Genomic DNA, 14,410 nt, shown 5'->3' with positions numbered 1-14,410 from the left:
GTTCCTCCCCGCCGTCGACGCCCCGGCTGATGTCTCCGCTCTGTTCGTGGAGGCTACTGATGACCCCGCAGGAATCGGCGTCAAAGCGAATGCGGGGATCCGTATATCCGATGTCGCGGATGACCTCGCGGGCGATCTCGCGGGGGTCCACGTCGGCCTGAGAGGTAATCTCGCCGCTGAGCACGACGAGCCCGGACGTCACGAGTGTCTCGACGGCCACTCGGCTCTGGGGATCTACGGCCAGGTGGGCGTCCAGGATGGCGTCCGAAATCTGATCGGCAATCTTGTCGGGATGGCCTTCCGAGACGGACTCGGAAGTGAAGCGGTAAGCCATGGACACAGTCGGTTCGAGTGAAAGAAAGAGGGTCCCTCGGAACGAGGGGGAGCAACTACGCGCCTAAGCGGAGAAAAGGGGAAAGTTTCACAAACCGACCGATAACATAAGGAGCGGGGCTTTCATTGCCAATCCCCCTTTGTAAAGACACGCCCAACACGACCCCCGGATCGGCGCTCTACGTGCGAAGCTTGCATCAAACGGTGGGGGGACGTTGCTTCTCCACAGGCCCGGTTGTAGTTTTGCACGGCTATATGTTCTCGTTCCCAGTTTGCACTCAGACGCACACATCGGGCTTCAGCCCGGATTGAGCGTGGCCTGAACGATGGAAGGCCCGGCCAATCTGAAAAGGCCCGTCCAATCTGAAGCGGAGCGGGAGCCATCTTCATTCCTCTGCACGATTCTCACCATCAACGACACAGCCAACCATGGCCAGCGACATCGAAGACACAGTAAAGTCGATCATTGTCGACAAATTGGGCGTCGACGAGTCCGACGTGACTGCGGATGCCTCTTTTACGAACGATCTGGGCGCCGATTCGCTCGACACTGTTGAACTCATCATGGAGTTCGAGAAAGAGTTTGACCTGACGATCCCGGATGAGGAGGCCGAAGAGATTGCCACAGTCGGGAACGCGATCGAATACGTTGAGGAGGAGGCGTAACGTCCGTGCCGTCCGGCACGTCCCATTGCTCCTCCGGGGATCGGCAGCACCGGGGCCGGTGCATTACATCTGGCGGAGGAGTCACTTCGAATAGCTCGACTCAGACGCAGCATGGCTGGCACGTCACGCAGGGTTGTTGTTACCGGGATGGGAGCACTTACGCCCCTTGGACTCTCAGTGGATTCGTACTGGGAGGGGCTCATGGAGGGAGAGAGCGGGGCGGCCCCCATCGAGTCGTTCGACCCGGAAGGGCTCCGCGTGACGTTTGCGTGCGAGCTTGACGGCTTCGACGCGGAAGAGCACCTCGAGGCCAAGCAGGCCCGGCGCGTCGATCCGTTCAGCCAGTATGCGCTCGTCTCGGCCGACCAGGCCGTGGCGGACGCGGGGCTCGACCCCGAGGCCATGCCGCAGGCCGAGAAGGACCGCATCGGGGTCGTCTACGGCACGGGCATCGGCGGCATCCAGACGTTTCGGGATCAGGCCGAGGAGTTTATTGAGACCGGCGAGAAGCGCACGTCTCCGTTCTTCATTCCGACCCTGATTCCCGACATTGCCGCCGGCCAGATTGCGATGGCGCACGACTTTCGGGGCCCCAACCACGCGATGGTGTCGGCCTGCGCCACCGGAAACCACAACATCGGGGACGCCTACCGGATGATTCAGGAGGGCGACATGGAGGCGGCCCTGTGCGGCGGCACCGATGCGTGCGTAACGCGGCTCGGCATCGCGGGGTTTGCGAGCATGCGCGCCCTGTCGACCCGCAACGACGACCCGGCCCACGCCTCGCGCCCGTTCGACGCGCACCGCGACGGCTTTGTCATGGGCGAGGGAGCCGGCGCCCTCTTCGTCGAGTCCCTGGAGCGGGCAAAGGCCCGCGGGGCCGACATCTACGCGGAGATCGTGGGCATCGGCATGTCGGCCGACGCGCATCACCTCACGGCCCCCGACCCGGAGGGCGGCGGCGTGTGCCTCGCCCTCAACCGCGTGCTCGAAAACGCCGGCCTCGACCCTGCCGACGTGGACTACATCAACGCCCACGGCACCTCCACCCCTCTCGGCGACGAGGCCGAGACGAAGGCCCTCAAGAAGGTGTTCGGCGACGAGGCCTATGAGCTCAACGTGTCCTCCACGAAGAGCATGACGGGCCACTTGCTCGGCGCCGCCGGGGCCACCGAGGCGATCGCCACCATTCAGGCACTCCGCCACGACGTGGTGCCGCCCACCATCAACTTCGAGGAGGCCGATCCGGACTGCGACCTCCACTACACGTTCAACGAGGCCGAGGAGCGACCGGTGAACGTGGCTCTCTCCAACGCCTTCGGCTTCGGCGGGCACAACACGTCGCTTGCCCTCCGGGCGTACGAGGAGTAGGGCGAATGCGGGGAATCTCCCTCGCGCCTCAGCGGAAAATGATTTCGTCGACGAGGTCTGTGTCGAACTCGCCGTTGAGGCGCTTGCGCCACTTGCGCCGGTTCATGTGAAGCTCCTGACGCCAGGCGGCCGAGGTGATCTTCACGTACAGCGTCGAGCCCTTCATCCAGGCCGACTCGGTGACGCTGTTGATCTTGGTCCCCGCCACGGACGCCCACGTCTCGATGACGCGGGCCTCATCAATCTCGTCCTGGACCCCAAGCTCGTCAATCACTTCCTTCAAAACCTCACCGAGGGGACGCGGGCCGTCGTTGCTGGACATGGCGGAACGGGGCAATAATCGGGGGCGGGCGTGGGTTTTCCTCTCTACGTCGCACGGGTGGGCATGTGCCGACGGCATCGGCAGAACGGTCACACGGGAATCCCGCCTCTGTGCAGCGACCTACCTACCGGACAGTTTTGAATTCAGTCCCGAAAAATCCCTTGGCAGGTCATCCCGCACCCCGATGCGGGATCTTTTTGGGGATAGCATTGCCGGATTCGGGGAGATTCTGAGTCGAGCTCAGAATGACGTGCTCGAAATTCGGGATTTTTCGGGACACCAATCGAAATACACCGAAAAGTGTCCGGTAGCTAGTGCAGCGACACAGTCGGAGAAGAGCGCCCGGAGCGAAGACACGCTCAAATCCCCGGAGACCGGAATGAAATTGTCCCAAGAGTCCGGAGCGAAAGCGTTACCTTCGTCCTGAGCCCGGCGGCCCTCTTTGTGGCTGAGAATCGCTCGGGCGTCCGTGTACGGTCGGCATCCTCGCTCGCGAATTCTTTTCCTTGTTGGAATGTTTGACTTGTCCCTCGTGCGTTCTCTCGTGGCGGCCACCGTCGCCGGCGTGTTGGTCGGGGCCGGTGGGGACGTCGTCGCGCAGTCTTCAGGGACCGCCCCGGCCGACACGGTGGAAGTGTCTCTGGAGGAGGCCCTCGTCCGGGCGCTCGAGGAAAGCCCCGAGGTGGCCCAGCGCCGGGCGCAGGAGCAGTTCGCGACGGCCCGGCGCGACGAAGCCCGGGCGAACCGGTTCCTGACCGACGTGTCGCTCGACGTGGCGTCCTCGTTTGCGCCGGGCCTCACTGAATTTGGAGGAGGTGCGAACACGGTGCCGGATGACTTGCGGTATCTCCACCCGAGCCGTCAAAACGATTGGTCCATCGATGCCCTCCGTCCGTTCGGCCGGTTTGAGATTGCGGTCCGGCAGCCGATTTGGACCTGGGGCGAGCTGTCGGGCAATATTCGGGCGGCCCGGCACGGAGTGGACGTCGAGACGGCCCGTGTGGATCAGAAGGCCCTTGAGGTGGCCGCTCGGGCAGGAAAAACCTACTACAGCCTGCTCTTGACGAAGGCGCTCGATCGGCTTGCCGACCAGACCCGGGACGTCGTGGACCGGGCGCAGCGAGAAATTAACCGTCTCCTCGACAAAGGGGACAAGAGCGTGAGTCAGGCCGATCTCTTTCAGACCCGGCTGACGGAGGAGGAGGTAAAGCGGCGCATCGTCGAGATTGAGCAGAACCGGGCGACGGCCCGCTCAGCCCTCCGCCGCCAGCTGTTTTTGTCCGACGGCACGACGGTCATGCCGGCCGCCGATGAACTCCAGCCGATCTCGTTCTCGATCCATCCGGACTCGCTCGACTACTACATCACGCGGGCCCTCCAGAATCGTCCGGAGGTGGACCAGGCCGAGGCGGGCGTCAAGGCCCGCGAGGCGCTCGTGGACGTCGCAAAGTCCGACTACTACCCCAAGATTGGGGTGCAGGCCAGCCTGTCGCAGAGCATCACCCTTCCGGACCGGCCCAATCCCGACAATGCCTTTGTGGGCGACTCGTTCATGGGCACCGGCACGCGCACCGGCATCGGCATTCAGCAAAACCTCAACTTCGGGCAGACGAGCGCCCGGGTGGAGCAGGCCCAGGCCGAGCTCGACAAAGTGAAGCACCAGCGGACCGCGGCGCGGCAGCTTGTGCGCGTCGAGGTGGAAGAGGCCTACCGCTCGCTCCTCACGGCCAAGACGAACGTCGAGTCCCGCGACCGTGCCGAGACGATCTCCGGCGAGTGGCTGCGGACCGAACAGGTCAATTTTGATCTCGACCTGGGGGACACGGAGGATCTCGTGAAGGCGGTGCGGGCGGACCTGGAGGCCCAGGCCCGGTACCTCGAAGCCGTAAAGCAGTACAACGTGGCTGTGCTGAAGCTTCTGCGAACCACGGGCACCCTCGCCGACCGGGCGCGGAGTGGTACGCTTCTTGAAAAAGGGGAATAGTACGTATTGCGTAGTGCGTATTGCGTAGTGCGTGTTGCGTAGTGCGTATTTCGTGATGCGCGATAACGTGGTGCGTGACCGTATGCCGCGGGGACGCCGCCGCGCCGATTGCTTTTGTTCACCAAGACCCTCCCTTCCATGACTCGGTTCCGCCTGTTCGCTTCTGCACTGCTCGCTGCCATTCTTCTGCTGAGTGTGAGTGTCACGCCCGCTCAGGCGCAGGGCGAGAGCACCACAGCGTCTGAAATCCGGCAGATGCTGGAGCGTCGGGACCAGCAGATCAAGTCCATCCTCCGCGGTACGGACGACTACACCGCCAAGCAGCGCGCCAAGCTGAAGGCGCTGATCAACGGCGTGATCGACTTTCGCGTGATGGGTCGGCGGGCCCTCGGGCCGCACTGGGACGATTTGAGCCCGGAGCAGCGGAAGGAATTCGTGTCTGTATTCAGCGACGTGGTGCGGGCGCAGTCCATGAGCGACCTTGGAGTGTACAATTCGGCGGTCACCTACGACCAGATCGAGGTACACGGAGACAGTGCCTTTGCCCGCACCCAGACGACGTACGAGGGCCGGACCACGCCCGTCGAGTACGTGCTGGAACGCCGGGAGGGCGAGTGGCGGGCCGAAGACATCATCGTAGACGGGGTGAGCACGGTGGAGGGATATGCGCGCTCCTTTCAGACTGTCATCCGTCAGAAAGGCTTCGATAGGTTGATGGAAAGCCTCCGCAAGAAGCGGAAGGAGGCGATGGCCCAAAACGAGTCCAGTAGCTGAAGCTGGCCGGATGCTTGTTCTGCCCCTGGACGGCGGTCCGCCGACCGCGGTCGGCACCCCCGAACCTCGGGATGCCGGACAGGGACGGAGTGAGGCCCGCGCCAGCAGGTGCCGACCCGAACTACCAGGCTGTTACACGTCATTTTACTCTTGAGAGCGATCTCAAAATTCCCTAAGCAAGTCGCTTCGAGCGAAGTCGAGAAGCCTCCCAGAAGGGAGAAGCCCTGATCGAGGAGATTTCTCGACGATGCTCGAAATGACGTGCTATTCGTTGGGAATTTTGAGACCGACAGTAGTCGAGCACCGACGGTAGTCGTGTGCACACGATTACTATCGGTGTCCTCGATTGCCATCGGGATCGCAACTCCGACTCAAAAAATCAGATGTAACGCACCACTACGCCGTCTCATCGGGAAGCGACAGGTCGTCCAGCCCCTCGCGGTCGTCGATGGTGACCGCGTCGAGGGCCGAGGTCCCGGCGTAGGTCAAGACGTTGAGCCCCCGGTCGAGGAGTGTCTGGGCCAGGAGCATGCTCCCCAGGGCAGCCGTGGGAATCTGGAGCGCCCCCGAGAGCTCTAGCCCCGCCCCCATGAACACGAGGTTCCGGGCGGGCACGAGCGGGATCCGGGTCACGACGATGTGCAGGGCCAGCAGCGTAATCCAGCTGCCCACCGACACCTCGGGCATCACGACGGCCCACTGCGTGACCTGCAGGCCGGCGTTGATCAGAAAGCGCGTCAGGTGCGCCGCCCCGATCCACAGGAGGAGCGAGGGGGAGAGGGAAAAAATCGTGCGGCGAAACGTGACGCCCACGGCGACGGCGCAGACGAGCACGGCGATGCCCGCCGCCACGGTCGCGGTCTGGTCGGGGAGGTACTGCGTGAGCAGTTGGACCTGTCCGGAGAGAAAAAAGGCCGCCAGCAGAAGGGCGGCGACGCTGGTGGACGCGACGGAGGAGATGATGGTGGTGTCCTTGATCGTTTCGACGGCCGTCCGGTACCCAAGATTGGTGTGGCGCCGAGCCCAGAGGGAGAAGTATGCTTCTCCCGAGTAGCCGAGCACGTCGTTGTTGAGCACCCGCTTGCGGAGCAGGGCGGGGAGCAGGCCCCAGGTGGGGGCGTTCCAGGCCTTCCCGTAGATCGCCACCTCCACGAGGGGAAGGTTGACGTACATGAGGAGGAGCAGGATGTAAAACCAGGGTGTCGTGGGGAGGGCCCGCCACACCCGGCCCCAGCCGACATCGGTGAACTGGTAGGCCAGGTACGCGATGACGGCGACCATGAACGACCAGCGGACGCCCGTGAGGAGGCGCTGTCCCCACCGGCTCTCCTGAAACTGGCCCCACCCGTCGCGGGCCGTCTCGAAACGGTCGAAAAGCGGCTGCTTCATGGGGACGTCGCGGTGGGGAATCTACGTGAGGTCGTAGTCAAAGTCGCGCATCAGGTCGGCAACCTGTGCCCGCTCGATGCCCTCCCGGAAGCGCTGCTCGGCGGTAGGGACATCCGCCCAGCGCCGGAGCCGGTCGGCATCGATGGCGCGGCGGGCGTAGTCGCGGACGGCGTCGGGGAGGGCGTGGTCCAGGTGGGCGTAGATCCTCCGAAAGGTAGCGCAGGGGGCTTCGCAAACGTCTTCGTACCGCAGCAGGACGGAGCGGTCGCTGAATGCAGTCTGCACGTGGCGCCGACACGCCTCGACCTGGGCGCCCCACAGGGCCAGAGCTTTCACATATGGCGGGGCCGCGCGCACCGCGTCCAGGCGGCGGAGCGCGTCGTGCAGGATGGCGTCGCCCGTCCCGTCGTGCAGAAGCCGTCGGCCCGCCCCGAAGCACTCGTCGAGCTGGTACGCCCCGAAGTAGGCGTACTCGGAAAAGACCCGGCGCAGGGTGCCGGCCGAGAACGGCAATAGGCGGCCCAGGAGGGGCCAGTCCATCCGCACGCGCTCGCCGGACGCGGTGGTAAGCTGCGACCACACGACGGATCGGGGATCGCGGACGAGCTGCACGAACGAGGCGTCCGGGAACGTCCGGGCGAGCCAGGGGACCATCCAGAAGGCCCGGTTGAATTGCAGGAGCGGGACCTGCTCCGTGTCCGTCAGACCGCGCAGGTAGGCCGACAGGGACGGGGCCTCGTCGTCGGCCCCGAGCACGCGCGGCGAGTTCGGGGGCGTGGAGCCGAGCCGAGACTTCAGTCGGTCGAGAAGAGGGGCATACTCGGCGAAGAGCGACGACTTCGGATGATCGGGATCGCTCGCCCGACTCTCGCGGATATGGTCCAGCAGATCAGGGTGCAGCGGCTCGTAGAAGCAGCGCAGCCGCTCGTCGCGGCGCAGCGCCCGGAAGAGGGCCGTTGTCCCCGATCGAAAGACGCCCTGGAGCAGCAGCATGATACGACGGAAGGATCAGACGGCGAGGCCAGAGCAGCGAGCAGTGTTGTGTTCCCAAGCTTTTGTGGGACCGATAGGTTCAACGTCCGGGCGCATCCTCTGCGAACCTCGCCGGAGATGCAGCCGGTTGCGCGGATTCGCACGTCAGGAGGTCGTAGATGCGGTCGGCGATGGCGTCCCAGCTGGCGTCATGGACGGCCCGGTGGCGGCCCTGTCGTCCGAGCCTCTCGGCCACCTCGGGGCTCGCGAGGACGTGCGTGGCGGCCGCGGCCAGGGCGTCGGGGGCATTGGGCGGAACGAGGAGCCCCGTCTCCCCCTCCCGAATCGCATCGGGAATGCCCCCGGTGCGGGCCCCAATGACGGGAGTGCCGCAGGCGTTCGCCTCCAGAAAGACGAGGCCGAATCCCTCGACGGACGGCGGGTCCTCCCGGGCCGGCATCACGAACAGGTCCGCGGCGCTGTAGTAGAGCGGAAGCCGGTCGTGGCCGATGTCCCCGACGAACTGAACACGGCCCCGGACCCCACGGCGGGCAGCGAGCCGTTCGAGGCGGGCGCGGTCGGGGCCGGTCCCCGCAATGACGTAGGCCACGTCGGGGCAGGCCTGAGCGAGGGTCGGGAGGGCCCGCAGGACCGTGTCGATTCCCTTGCGGCGCACGAGGCGCCCCACCGTGAGCAGGAGAGGACGGTCGGACAGCCCGAGCCGACGGCGCAGATCGGTGCCGTCGCGGGGCCGAAAGCGGTCCGGATCGGTGCCGTTCGGGACCACGTGCGTGTGGCGCGGGGGGATGCCCTGCTCGTGTAGCAGGCCGGCTGTGTAGTGGCTCACGGGAAGGAAGACATCCACCTGACGGAGAAGAGTCCGTCGGAGATGGTCGTACGCCGCGCCGAGGCCCGGACAGGCGGCGGCCGGGTTGAACAGCAACTCGCGGCCGTGGGCCGCGCACACGATGCGGCGAGGCCGGCCGAACAGCGCCCGCGCCAGGACCGAGGCGCCGACGGTTTGCCACTGGGCGTGGACGGCGATGTCCGCCTGGGTCTGCCGGGCCCGCGCCGGCAAGGCCGGAAGAAGGGTGAGGGGAAACAGGTCCGGACGCCCCGGCAGTCGGAGGACGCGAACCGAGGCGGTGGCGTCGACCGGAGCCGCGTCCGGCCGATCCGGCGCCATCACGGTCAGGTGCTCCGCTCGGGCCGCCAGCCGGTGGGCGACCTCCCACGAATACGTCTGAATGCCGCCGACGTCGGGCGGAAAGTCCTGGGTGACGAATAGCAGACGCATGGACACACCAGATCGAGAGATACACGGCGAGGGGACCCGTCACGAATTCCGCAGGGGAACGGGGCTTTCCTCCTTCCCCGAACACGGCGGGCTCCGGAGCGGCACGCTCAGGCATCGGTGGCGGCTCGGGACCGGCACGAATATCGCCAGCCCATATCGGGCGGTGGAGTGGAGGTTTCTGCGTTGTGCTATGCGCAGAAGAGCGACTCTGCCCCGCACTTCGGCTCCCGGCTGCGGAGACAGGGCGTTGCCTGAGAGGGAGAGACGGCGGCTTGTCCTCGGGGGGATCGCGAATCTCCTCTTCACCCCGCCCCACTGCCTGTACCATCGATGCCCTCCCGAAACTCAGGACACGGACCAATTGCGGGGGCGGTGTCGTGAAGAAGGTCGCCAGTTATGCGAGATCGGGTCCTCCCCCTATGCCCTCTCCCCGCGAAGGATACGTCTTTCACAGCTACGGCCCCGACCGGTACGTAAAGCACGCCGTCGCGTCGGTGCATACGCTCCGGCGACATGACCCAGACCGCCCCGTCGCCCTCTTCTGTCCGGAGGAGCACCGGGCCCTGCTGGAACGTCGGGGGCTGGACGCGCACTTCGATGTCCTGGCCGATCTGCCGCCCGAGCACCAGTCCATCGTTGGGTTCAAGCACCATCTCCACCAGTACAAAGCGTTCGACCGGACGCTCTTCGTGGACGCCGACATCGTGTGGTGCCGCGACCCGGCCCCCCTCTGGCAGCAGTTCGCCGCGTTTCCGTTCACCGTCACCGGCCTGCAGAACGCCGATCACTTCTTCGGGGGCCCGAAGCATCTCGGAATCGTGGTCGACGTGGTGCTCGGGCGCCGGGCCCGTACGCTCCGGCGGCTCGGACTTACCCAGCTGCCGCGGGTGCAGGCCGGCATGATCTACGCGCAGGACGACGCCTGCACACAGACGGTGGACGAGACGGCAGCGGCGTTTTTTGAGCGCGCGGACGAGACCCACTTCCGGAGCCGCCGCGAGGAGAACCGTCGGGCGGAAAGCTGTGAGTGGAGCCTCGCCCTAGCCATGAGTGAACTCGACCTGCACGTGTTTCCGTGGCTCCAGGGCCGCAACAGCCCGCAGCTCGACTATGTCGACAGTCTGATCGACCACGACCCGGACTTTCGGGACGTCTCGTACCGCCTCTACACGCACGATTTCGTCTACAGCCTGCGGGGCCTTGCCAATGAAACGCTGCGTGAAGCCCTTTGGGGGGTTGCCGAGTGCCTGCCGGGGATGGGCGAGTATATGGAGCTGACCCCGCATGCCCTCCACTTCGGCTGGCTGCATCAGAAACCGTACATCAACGAGTTCGCCGATCGGGTCTGGTCGCGGCTCTCCGCCGAACAAGCGCGGCCCCGCCGAGCAGACCTCGAGGTCGGGCTAGAATCCATGGAATGATCCATGCAATGACGCCCTCCCGCGTCGGCCCGGTCGCGAAGGGCGCTTCGGCTGGGAAGCACGGAGCGCCAACCTCGTCCCTGTCCCGCTGACGCTGCACCCTCCCGCGATGGCCCCGCCTGCCCGGCGCTCCTGTTTCAGTACTTCGATTTTGCCTTCCGGCGTCCATCCATGCACATCGCCTACCTTACCGATCAGCTCCTTCCCCAGACGGCGACCGACACCGAGTACATGATCTCGACGGTAGCGGCGTTCGGGGAGGTGGGGGCGGAGGTCACGCTGGTGAAGCCGGAGCACTGGTGGAATCCGGAGCCGGGCCGGGACGCCATCGCCGAGTATTACCAGGTCGAGCCGACGTTCGAGGTGGAGCACGTCCGGAGCGTGTATCCGAACATCCGCGGCATCGAAAAGATTGCGCAGGGGATTGCAGGGCCGCTCCATCCGGCCGCCCGGCGGGCCGACGTGCTCTACACCTACACGCTCCCCATTCTGCTGGGGGCGCTGCTCGGGGGCACTCGTCCCATCGTCTACGAAACGTACCGCCCCTGGCCGTACCAGCAGCCGCTGAGCCGCCCCCTGTTTCGCTGGATTGCCCGTCATCCCCAGTTCTTGGGCGCGGTCCTGCACTCAGAGCACGCCCGCTCCAGCTACGTCGACGCCGGACTCGATCCCGACATGCTCCGGACCGCCCGGGCGGGCTACGACCCGGACCGTCTGTCGCCCCGCCTTTCCCAGGCCGAGGCGCGCGACCGATGCGACCTGCCGGACCGCCCCACCGTCACGTACACTGGGCGTGTGACGATGAAGAAGGGGCTCGGGCTGATGCTCGACATGGCGCGGGCCCTGCCGGACGCGCAGTTTGTAATCGTGGGTTCGGAGGACGAGGGGCCTGTGGAACGGGAGGCCGCTCCGCTCAGCAACGTCCGCGTCGTTCCGTGGCAGCCGTTCGACGCGATGACGACGTACCTCTACGCCGCCGACGTGCTGCTCATCCCCCCCACCGCAGGGCCCCTCAAGAACGTGGGCAACACGGTGCTGCCGATGAAGACCTTTCCCTACCTCGCGGCTGGGCGGGCCATCCTGGCACCAGATACACCGGACCTGCAGGAGATACTCCAGGATGGCGAGAACGCGGCCCTGGTGCCGCCCGACGACCTTGACGCCGCCATCGAGCGGCTCCGCGCGCTCCTGCAGGCCCCGGAGGAGCGTGCGGCCCTCGGGGATGCGGCCTACGACACCATTCGCCGGCACACCTGGCCGCGCCGCGCCGAGCGGATTCTCGAGTTCATCCGGGACCGGCAGGCCCAGCAAGCGCGATAGCCCCGCACGACTACGCATACGGCGGTGCGCTGGAGCGGAGCCACGACTCGGGGCGGCGGCCCAGCAGGTCGAAGAGCGTCTCGTTTTCCGCCTCGTAGATCTCGTACAGCCGGAGCACGTTGTCGGGGGAGGGGTGGAGCTTCGTCGACGGAATGGGGCGGTCGAGAAGCCGGACGAGGTCCTTGGGGAGGAGGTAGTACTGCAGGAGCAGGCCCAGAAGCGACAGGTAGTGCTCGCCGCGCTCGCGCTCGAGGTCCGCGTCGCCCACCTCGGCGTCGACCCCAACAAACTCGTACAGCCGCCGCAGGGTCTCGCGGGGGGACTGGAGAATGTCGTCTTCGAACAGGAAGATGAGCAGCTGGTCGCGGTCGAACAGGTCGAGGTACCGCCGAAGCTCCCGCTCGTAGAACCCCTTCTCAATGATGCCCAGCCCCTCGATCCGGGACTGCTCGTCGCCGAAGAGCAGCTCGTCGATGCCGTAGAGCGGCGAGATGTGACCGCGCCGGATGAAATGATTGAGGGCTGACACGGCCCGGTTCACCGGGTTGCGCAGCGTCACGATGAGCTTCATGTCGGGATACATCTCGTGGATGCGCTCGTGGGAGCCAGCAATGTGGTTGCGCACCCCGTCCGAGGTGGTCCACAGGTAGTCAGGCGACTTGTCGCCGATGACCTGGCCGGGCGCCTCCCGCTGGAAAAACGACTCATACCACGACTGCCCGCGTGCGAGCCGGTGGCTCCGGTTGAAGAACTGCGCCTCTTTGGTGGGAACTGTCACCTGTGGATGCTGACGCAGGTGGTAGCGCAGCCAGGTCGTTCCGCACTTCTGACCGCCAATGATGATGAAATCCGGGGCAGGCATGAGGCCGTGGCGAAGAGAAAACGGGGACAGGAGAAACGAGAATTCCCTGTTGCGTACACGGGGCGAGGGGGCGTGTTTTCGGGGTCACCCATTTTTCCTGGTCCCGCAACGGGTGGAGATCGATCCTTCAGAGCCCGAGCGGAATGGGGGTGTGCAAGGACGTACTGCGCCCGCGACGCCCGCCCGGACACGCAGAGAGGCGGTCGCCCGTTCTGGAAAGGGCCGAAAGTTCACGCCTGATTTCGAACGGTTTCATTCAGGCTAACGTTGATCACGACTGATGTGTAATCCATCCACGCCGCGTCCGTGAACGGGTCGCCAAGCCGGTTTAATCTCCGGGGCGGCCGTTTGGATGCCCGCTAGCTTTTGCGACGCTCTGACCGCTGGAGCGCTCTCCGGAGGACTACATGCTACGCGGAGAGTGTACTCGTAGAAGACCGGGTGACGGACCGTCCAGCGGGCCGGTCTTCACCTGTCCCCGAGCGCGCCCGTCCGCTCCCCACTGCTTTGCTCACTGGTGAGGCCTGCTTGCTCCCGTGGCCGACGCTGACCCCTCGGATCGACAACCGAGTTCCGACGACGCCTCCTTCTCCTGGCAGGTGATTCGGTCTTTTCTGTACTCGGGGGTCGGGACGACGGCCAGCAAAGTGCTGAATGTTGTCGCCCTCCTGGTGGTACTGAAGCTGATCTCGACGTCCGCATTCGGCATTGCCAGCATCGTGCTGGCCATCTTTTCGATCCTGCGGGCGGTAACGGAACTGGGGCTCGGGGTGGCCATCGTGCAGGCGCAGGACATCTCGCGGACCGAGATTGACTCCCTCTTCTGGCTGTCTCTCCTCATTTCGGGGAGTCTCTACCTGCTGCTCGTCGCGTCCGCCCCCCTCATCGGACAGTTCTACGGGCAGCCGCAACTGGCCCCGCTCCTGCAGGTGTACGGCCTGTCGGTGGTGATTTTCTCCTTCTACTTCGTGCCCAAAAACCTGCTCACGAAGGAGATGGCCTTCGGACGGATCGTGTTCGCCGAGAACGCGTCGCTGCTCGGGTCCGCCCTCGTGATGGTGGCACTGGCGTATCTCGGCTTCGGCGCCTGGTCCGTGATTCTCGGGGAACTGGGCAATCGGGTCGGGCGGCTGGCGTTGTTTCACGTCTTCCGGCCCTACTGGCCAAACTGGCAATTTGACTGGGCGGAGATCAAGCCGCGCGTCTCGTTTGGGTTGTACGCCACGGGCTCCCGCCTCCTCTACAACTTCTACATCAAAGCCGACTATCTGCTGGTGGGACGGGTCTTTGGGCCAGAAGCGGTGGGGGTCTACGCGATGGCGTTCCGCATCATCTCCGATCCCGTGCGCACGCTGACGTCCACCGTCAACGACGTGGCCTACCCCGCCTTTTCGAAGCTGCAGGAGGAGCTGGAGCGGCTGCGCACCTACTTCTTGACGATCGCCCGGGCCAACCTCTCCCTCATCGGGCTCGTCCTGGTCGTCATTGCGGTCTACATCGAGAGCCTGCTGGTGGTGGGGGGGTACGAGAAGTACTTCGACGCCATCCCTCTCGTGCACATCTTCGCGGTCGTTGGGCTGCTGCGCTCCGTCTCTGCCCTCGTGCCGCAGCTCCTGAATGCCGTGGGGGAGGCCCGCCTCAACTTTTTCTACTCCCTCGCCAATTCCCTCCTCATGCCCGCCGCCTTCCTGGTCGGGGC

The 14,410-nt window shown here is 65.3% G+C and carries 13 protein-coding genes; 7 read left to right on the top strand and 6 right to left on the bottom strand.

Going from position 1 to position 14,410, the window contains the following annotated elements:
* Positions 1-334, bottom strand: a 334-nt coding sequence (locus ABEL04_RS15640; protein WP_375803335.1) for an S-adenosylmethionine synthetase N-terminal domain-containing protein, incomplete at its 3' end; no start/stop codon positions are given.
* 428 nt (positions 335-762) lie between these two features.
* On the opposite strand from ABEL04_RS15640, the gene ABEL04_RS15635 reads away from it, so the two are divergent.
* Positions 763-999 carry an acyl carrier protein gene (locus ABEL04_RS15635; RefSeq protein WP_375803334.1) on the top strand — a complete coding sequence of 79 codons (237 nt, stop codon included), beginning with the start codon at positions 763-765 and terminating at the stop codon, positions 997-999.
* Between the two features lie 111 nt (positions 1,000-1,110).
* Positions 1,111-2,370 carry a beta-ketoacyl-ACP synthase II gene (gene fabF, locus ABEL04_RS15630; protein ID WP_375803333.1) on the top strand — a complete coding sequence of 420 codons (1,260 nt, stop codon included), beginning with the start codon at positions 1,111-1,113 and terminating at the stop codon, positions 2,368-2,370.
* A gap of 28 nt (positions 2,371-2,398) precedes the next feature.
* Here the strand turns inward: fabF and ABEL04_RS15625 are convergent, their stop codons facing one another.
* Positions 2,399-2,692, bottom strand: coding sequence for a DUF721 domain-containing protein (locus ABEL04_RS15625; protein ID WP_375803332.1), 294 nt, complete (start codon positions 2,690-2,692; stop codon positions 2,399-2,401).
* A gap of 514 nt (positions 2,693-3,206) precedes the next feature.
* On the opposite strand from ABEL04_RS15625, the gene ABEL04_RS15620 reads away from it, so the two are divergent.
* Entirely contained in the window at positions 3,207-4,676 is a 1,470-nt protein-coding gene (locus tag ABEL04_RS15620) for a TolC family protein (RefSeq protein ID WP_375803331.1), read from the top strand.
* Between the two features lie 138 nt (positions 4,677-4,814).
* Entirely contained in the window at positions 4,815-5,450 is a 636-nt protein-coding gene (locus ABEL04_RS15615; protein WP_375803330.1) for a phospholipid-binding protein MlaC, read from the top strand.
* Positions 5,451-5,846: 396 nt separating this feature from the next.
* Here the strand turns inward: ABEL04_RS15615 and ABEL04_RS15610 are convergent, their stop codons facing one another.
* The 3 genes from ABEL04_RS15610 to ABEL04_RS15600 all read right to left on the bottom strand — a co-directional run bounded on the left by ABEL04_RS15610 (position 5,847) and on the right by ABEL04_RS15600 (position 9,108).
* Positions 5,847-6,839 (bottom strand): hypothetical protein, encoded by a 993-nt coding sequence (locus tag ABEL04_RS15610; RefSeq protein ID WP_375803329.1) that lies wholly within the window; start codon positions 6,837-6,839, stop codon positions 5,847-5,849.
* A 21-nt stretch (positions 6,840-6,860) separates the two neighbouring features.
* Complete coding sequence (locus tag ABEL04_RS15605; protein WP_375803328.1) at positions 6,861-7,832, bottom strand: sulfotransferase; 972 nt, start codon at positions 7,830-7,832, stop codon at positions 6,861-6,863.
* 79 nt (positions 7,833-7,911) lie between these two features.
* The gene (locus ABEL04_RS15600) at positions 7,912-9,108 is read right to left on the bottom strand and encodes a glycosyltransferase family 4 protein (RefSeq protein ID WP_375803327.1); all 1,197 of its coding nucleotides are present in this window, start codon (positions 9,106-9,108) and stop codon (positions 7,912-7,914) included.
* Positions 9,109-9,527: 419 nt separating this feature from the next.
* On the opposite strand from ABEL04_RS15600, the gene ABEL04_RS15595 reads away from it, so the two are divergent.
* Both ABEL04_RS15595 and ABEL04_RS15590 read left to right on the top strand, forming a co-directional pair.
* Positions 9,528-10,529, top strand: a complete 1,002-nt coding sequence (locus tag ABEL04_RS15595) for a hypothetical protein (protein ID WP_375803326.1) — start codon at positions 9,528-9,530, stop codon at positions 10,527-10,529.
* 171 nt (positions 10,530-10,700) lie between these two features.
* Positions 10,701-11,849 carry a glycosyltransferase gene (locus ABEL04_RS15590; RefSeq protein WP_375803325.1) on the top strand — a complete coding sequence of 383 codons (1,149 nt, stop codon included), beginning with the start codon at positions 10,701-10,703 and terminating at the stop codon, positions 11,847-11,849.
* A gap of 10 nt (positions 11,850-11,859) precedes the next feature.
* On the opposite strand, the gene ABEL04_RS15585 is transcribed toward ABEL04_RS15590, so the two are convergent.
* Positions 11,860-12,711 carry a sulfotransferase gene (locus tag ABEL04_RS15585; protein WP_375803324.1) on the bottom strand — a complete coding sequence of 284 codons (852 nt, stop codon included), beginning with the start codon at positions 12,709-12,711 and terminating at the stop codon, positions 11,860-11,862.
* Positions 12,712-13,247: 536 nt separating this feature from the next.
* On the opposite strand from ABEL04_RS15585, the gene ABEL04_RS15580 reads away from it, so the two are divergent.
* The coding region (locus tag ABEL04_RS15580; protein WP_375803323.1) for a lipopolysaccharide biosynthesis protein at positions 13,248-14,410 on the top strand (1,163 nt) is incomplete at its 3' end.

It is taken from the genome of Salinibacter sp. (assembly GCF_042218895.1).
In the GTDB taxonomy this organism is placed as follows: Bacteria; Bacteroidota; Rhodothermia; order Rhodothermales; family Salinibacteraceae; genus Salinibacter.
The sequence above is the reverse complement of the archived record's forward strand: the minus strand, read 5'-3'. Positions and strand labels throughout refer to the sequence as shown.

What these genes read in the sequence shown, in the direction of transcription:
- ABEL04_RS15635 (WP_375803334.1), top strand. Translation starts at nt 763, where the DNA reads ATGGCCAGCGACATCGAAGACACAGTAAAGTCGATCATTGTCGACAAA.
- fabF (WP_375803333.1), top strand. Translation starts at nt 1,111, where the DNA reads ATGGCTGGCACGTCACGCAGGGTTGTTGTTACCGGGATGGGAGCACTT.
- ABEL04_RS15600 (WP_375803327.1), bottom strand. Translation starts at nt 9,108, where the DNA reads ATGCGTCTGCTATTCGTCACCCAGGACTTTCCGCCCGACGTCGGCGGC.
- ABEL04_RS15610 (WP_375803329.1), bottom strand. Translation starts at nt 6,839, where the DNA reads ATGAAGCAGCCGCTTTTCGACCGTTTCGAGACGGCCCGCGACGGGTGG.
- ABEL04_RS15595 (WP_375803326.1), top strand. Translation starts at nt 9,528, where the DNA reads ATGCCCTCTCCCCGCGAAGGATACGTCTTTCACAGCTACGGCCCCGAC.
- ABEL04_RS15590 (WP_375803325.1), top strand. Translation starts at nt 10,701, where the DNA reads ATGCACATCGCCTACCTTACCGATCAGCTCCTTCCCCAGACGGCGACC.
- ABEL04_RS15620 (WP_375803331.1), top strand. Translation starts at nt 3,207, where the DNA reads ATGTTTGACTTGTCCCTCGTGCGTTCTCTCGTGGCGGCCACCGTCGCC.
- ABEL04_RS15625 (WP_375803332.1), bottom strand. Translation starts at nt 2,692, where the DNA reads ATGTCCAGCAACGACGGCCCGCGTCCCCTCGGTGAGGTTTTGAAGGAA.
- ABEL04_RS15615 (WP_375803330.1), top strand. Translation starts at nt 4,815, where the DNA reads ATGACTCGGTTCCGCCTGTTCGCTTCTGCACTGCTCGCTGCCATTCTT.
- ABEL04_RS15605 (WP_375803328.1), bottom strand. Translation starts at nt 7,832, where the DNA reads ATGCTGCTGCTCCAGGGCGTCTTTCGATCGGGGACAACGGCCCTCTTC.
- ABEL04_RS15585 (WP_375803324.1), bottom strand. Translation starts at nt 12,711, where the DNA reads ATGCCTGCCCCGGATTTCATCATCATTGGCGGTCAGAAGTGCGGAACG.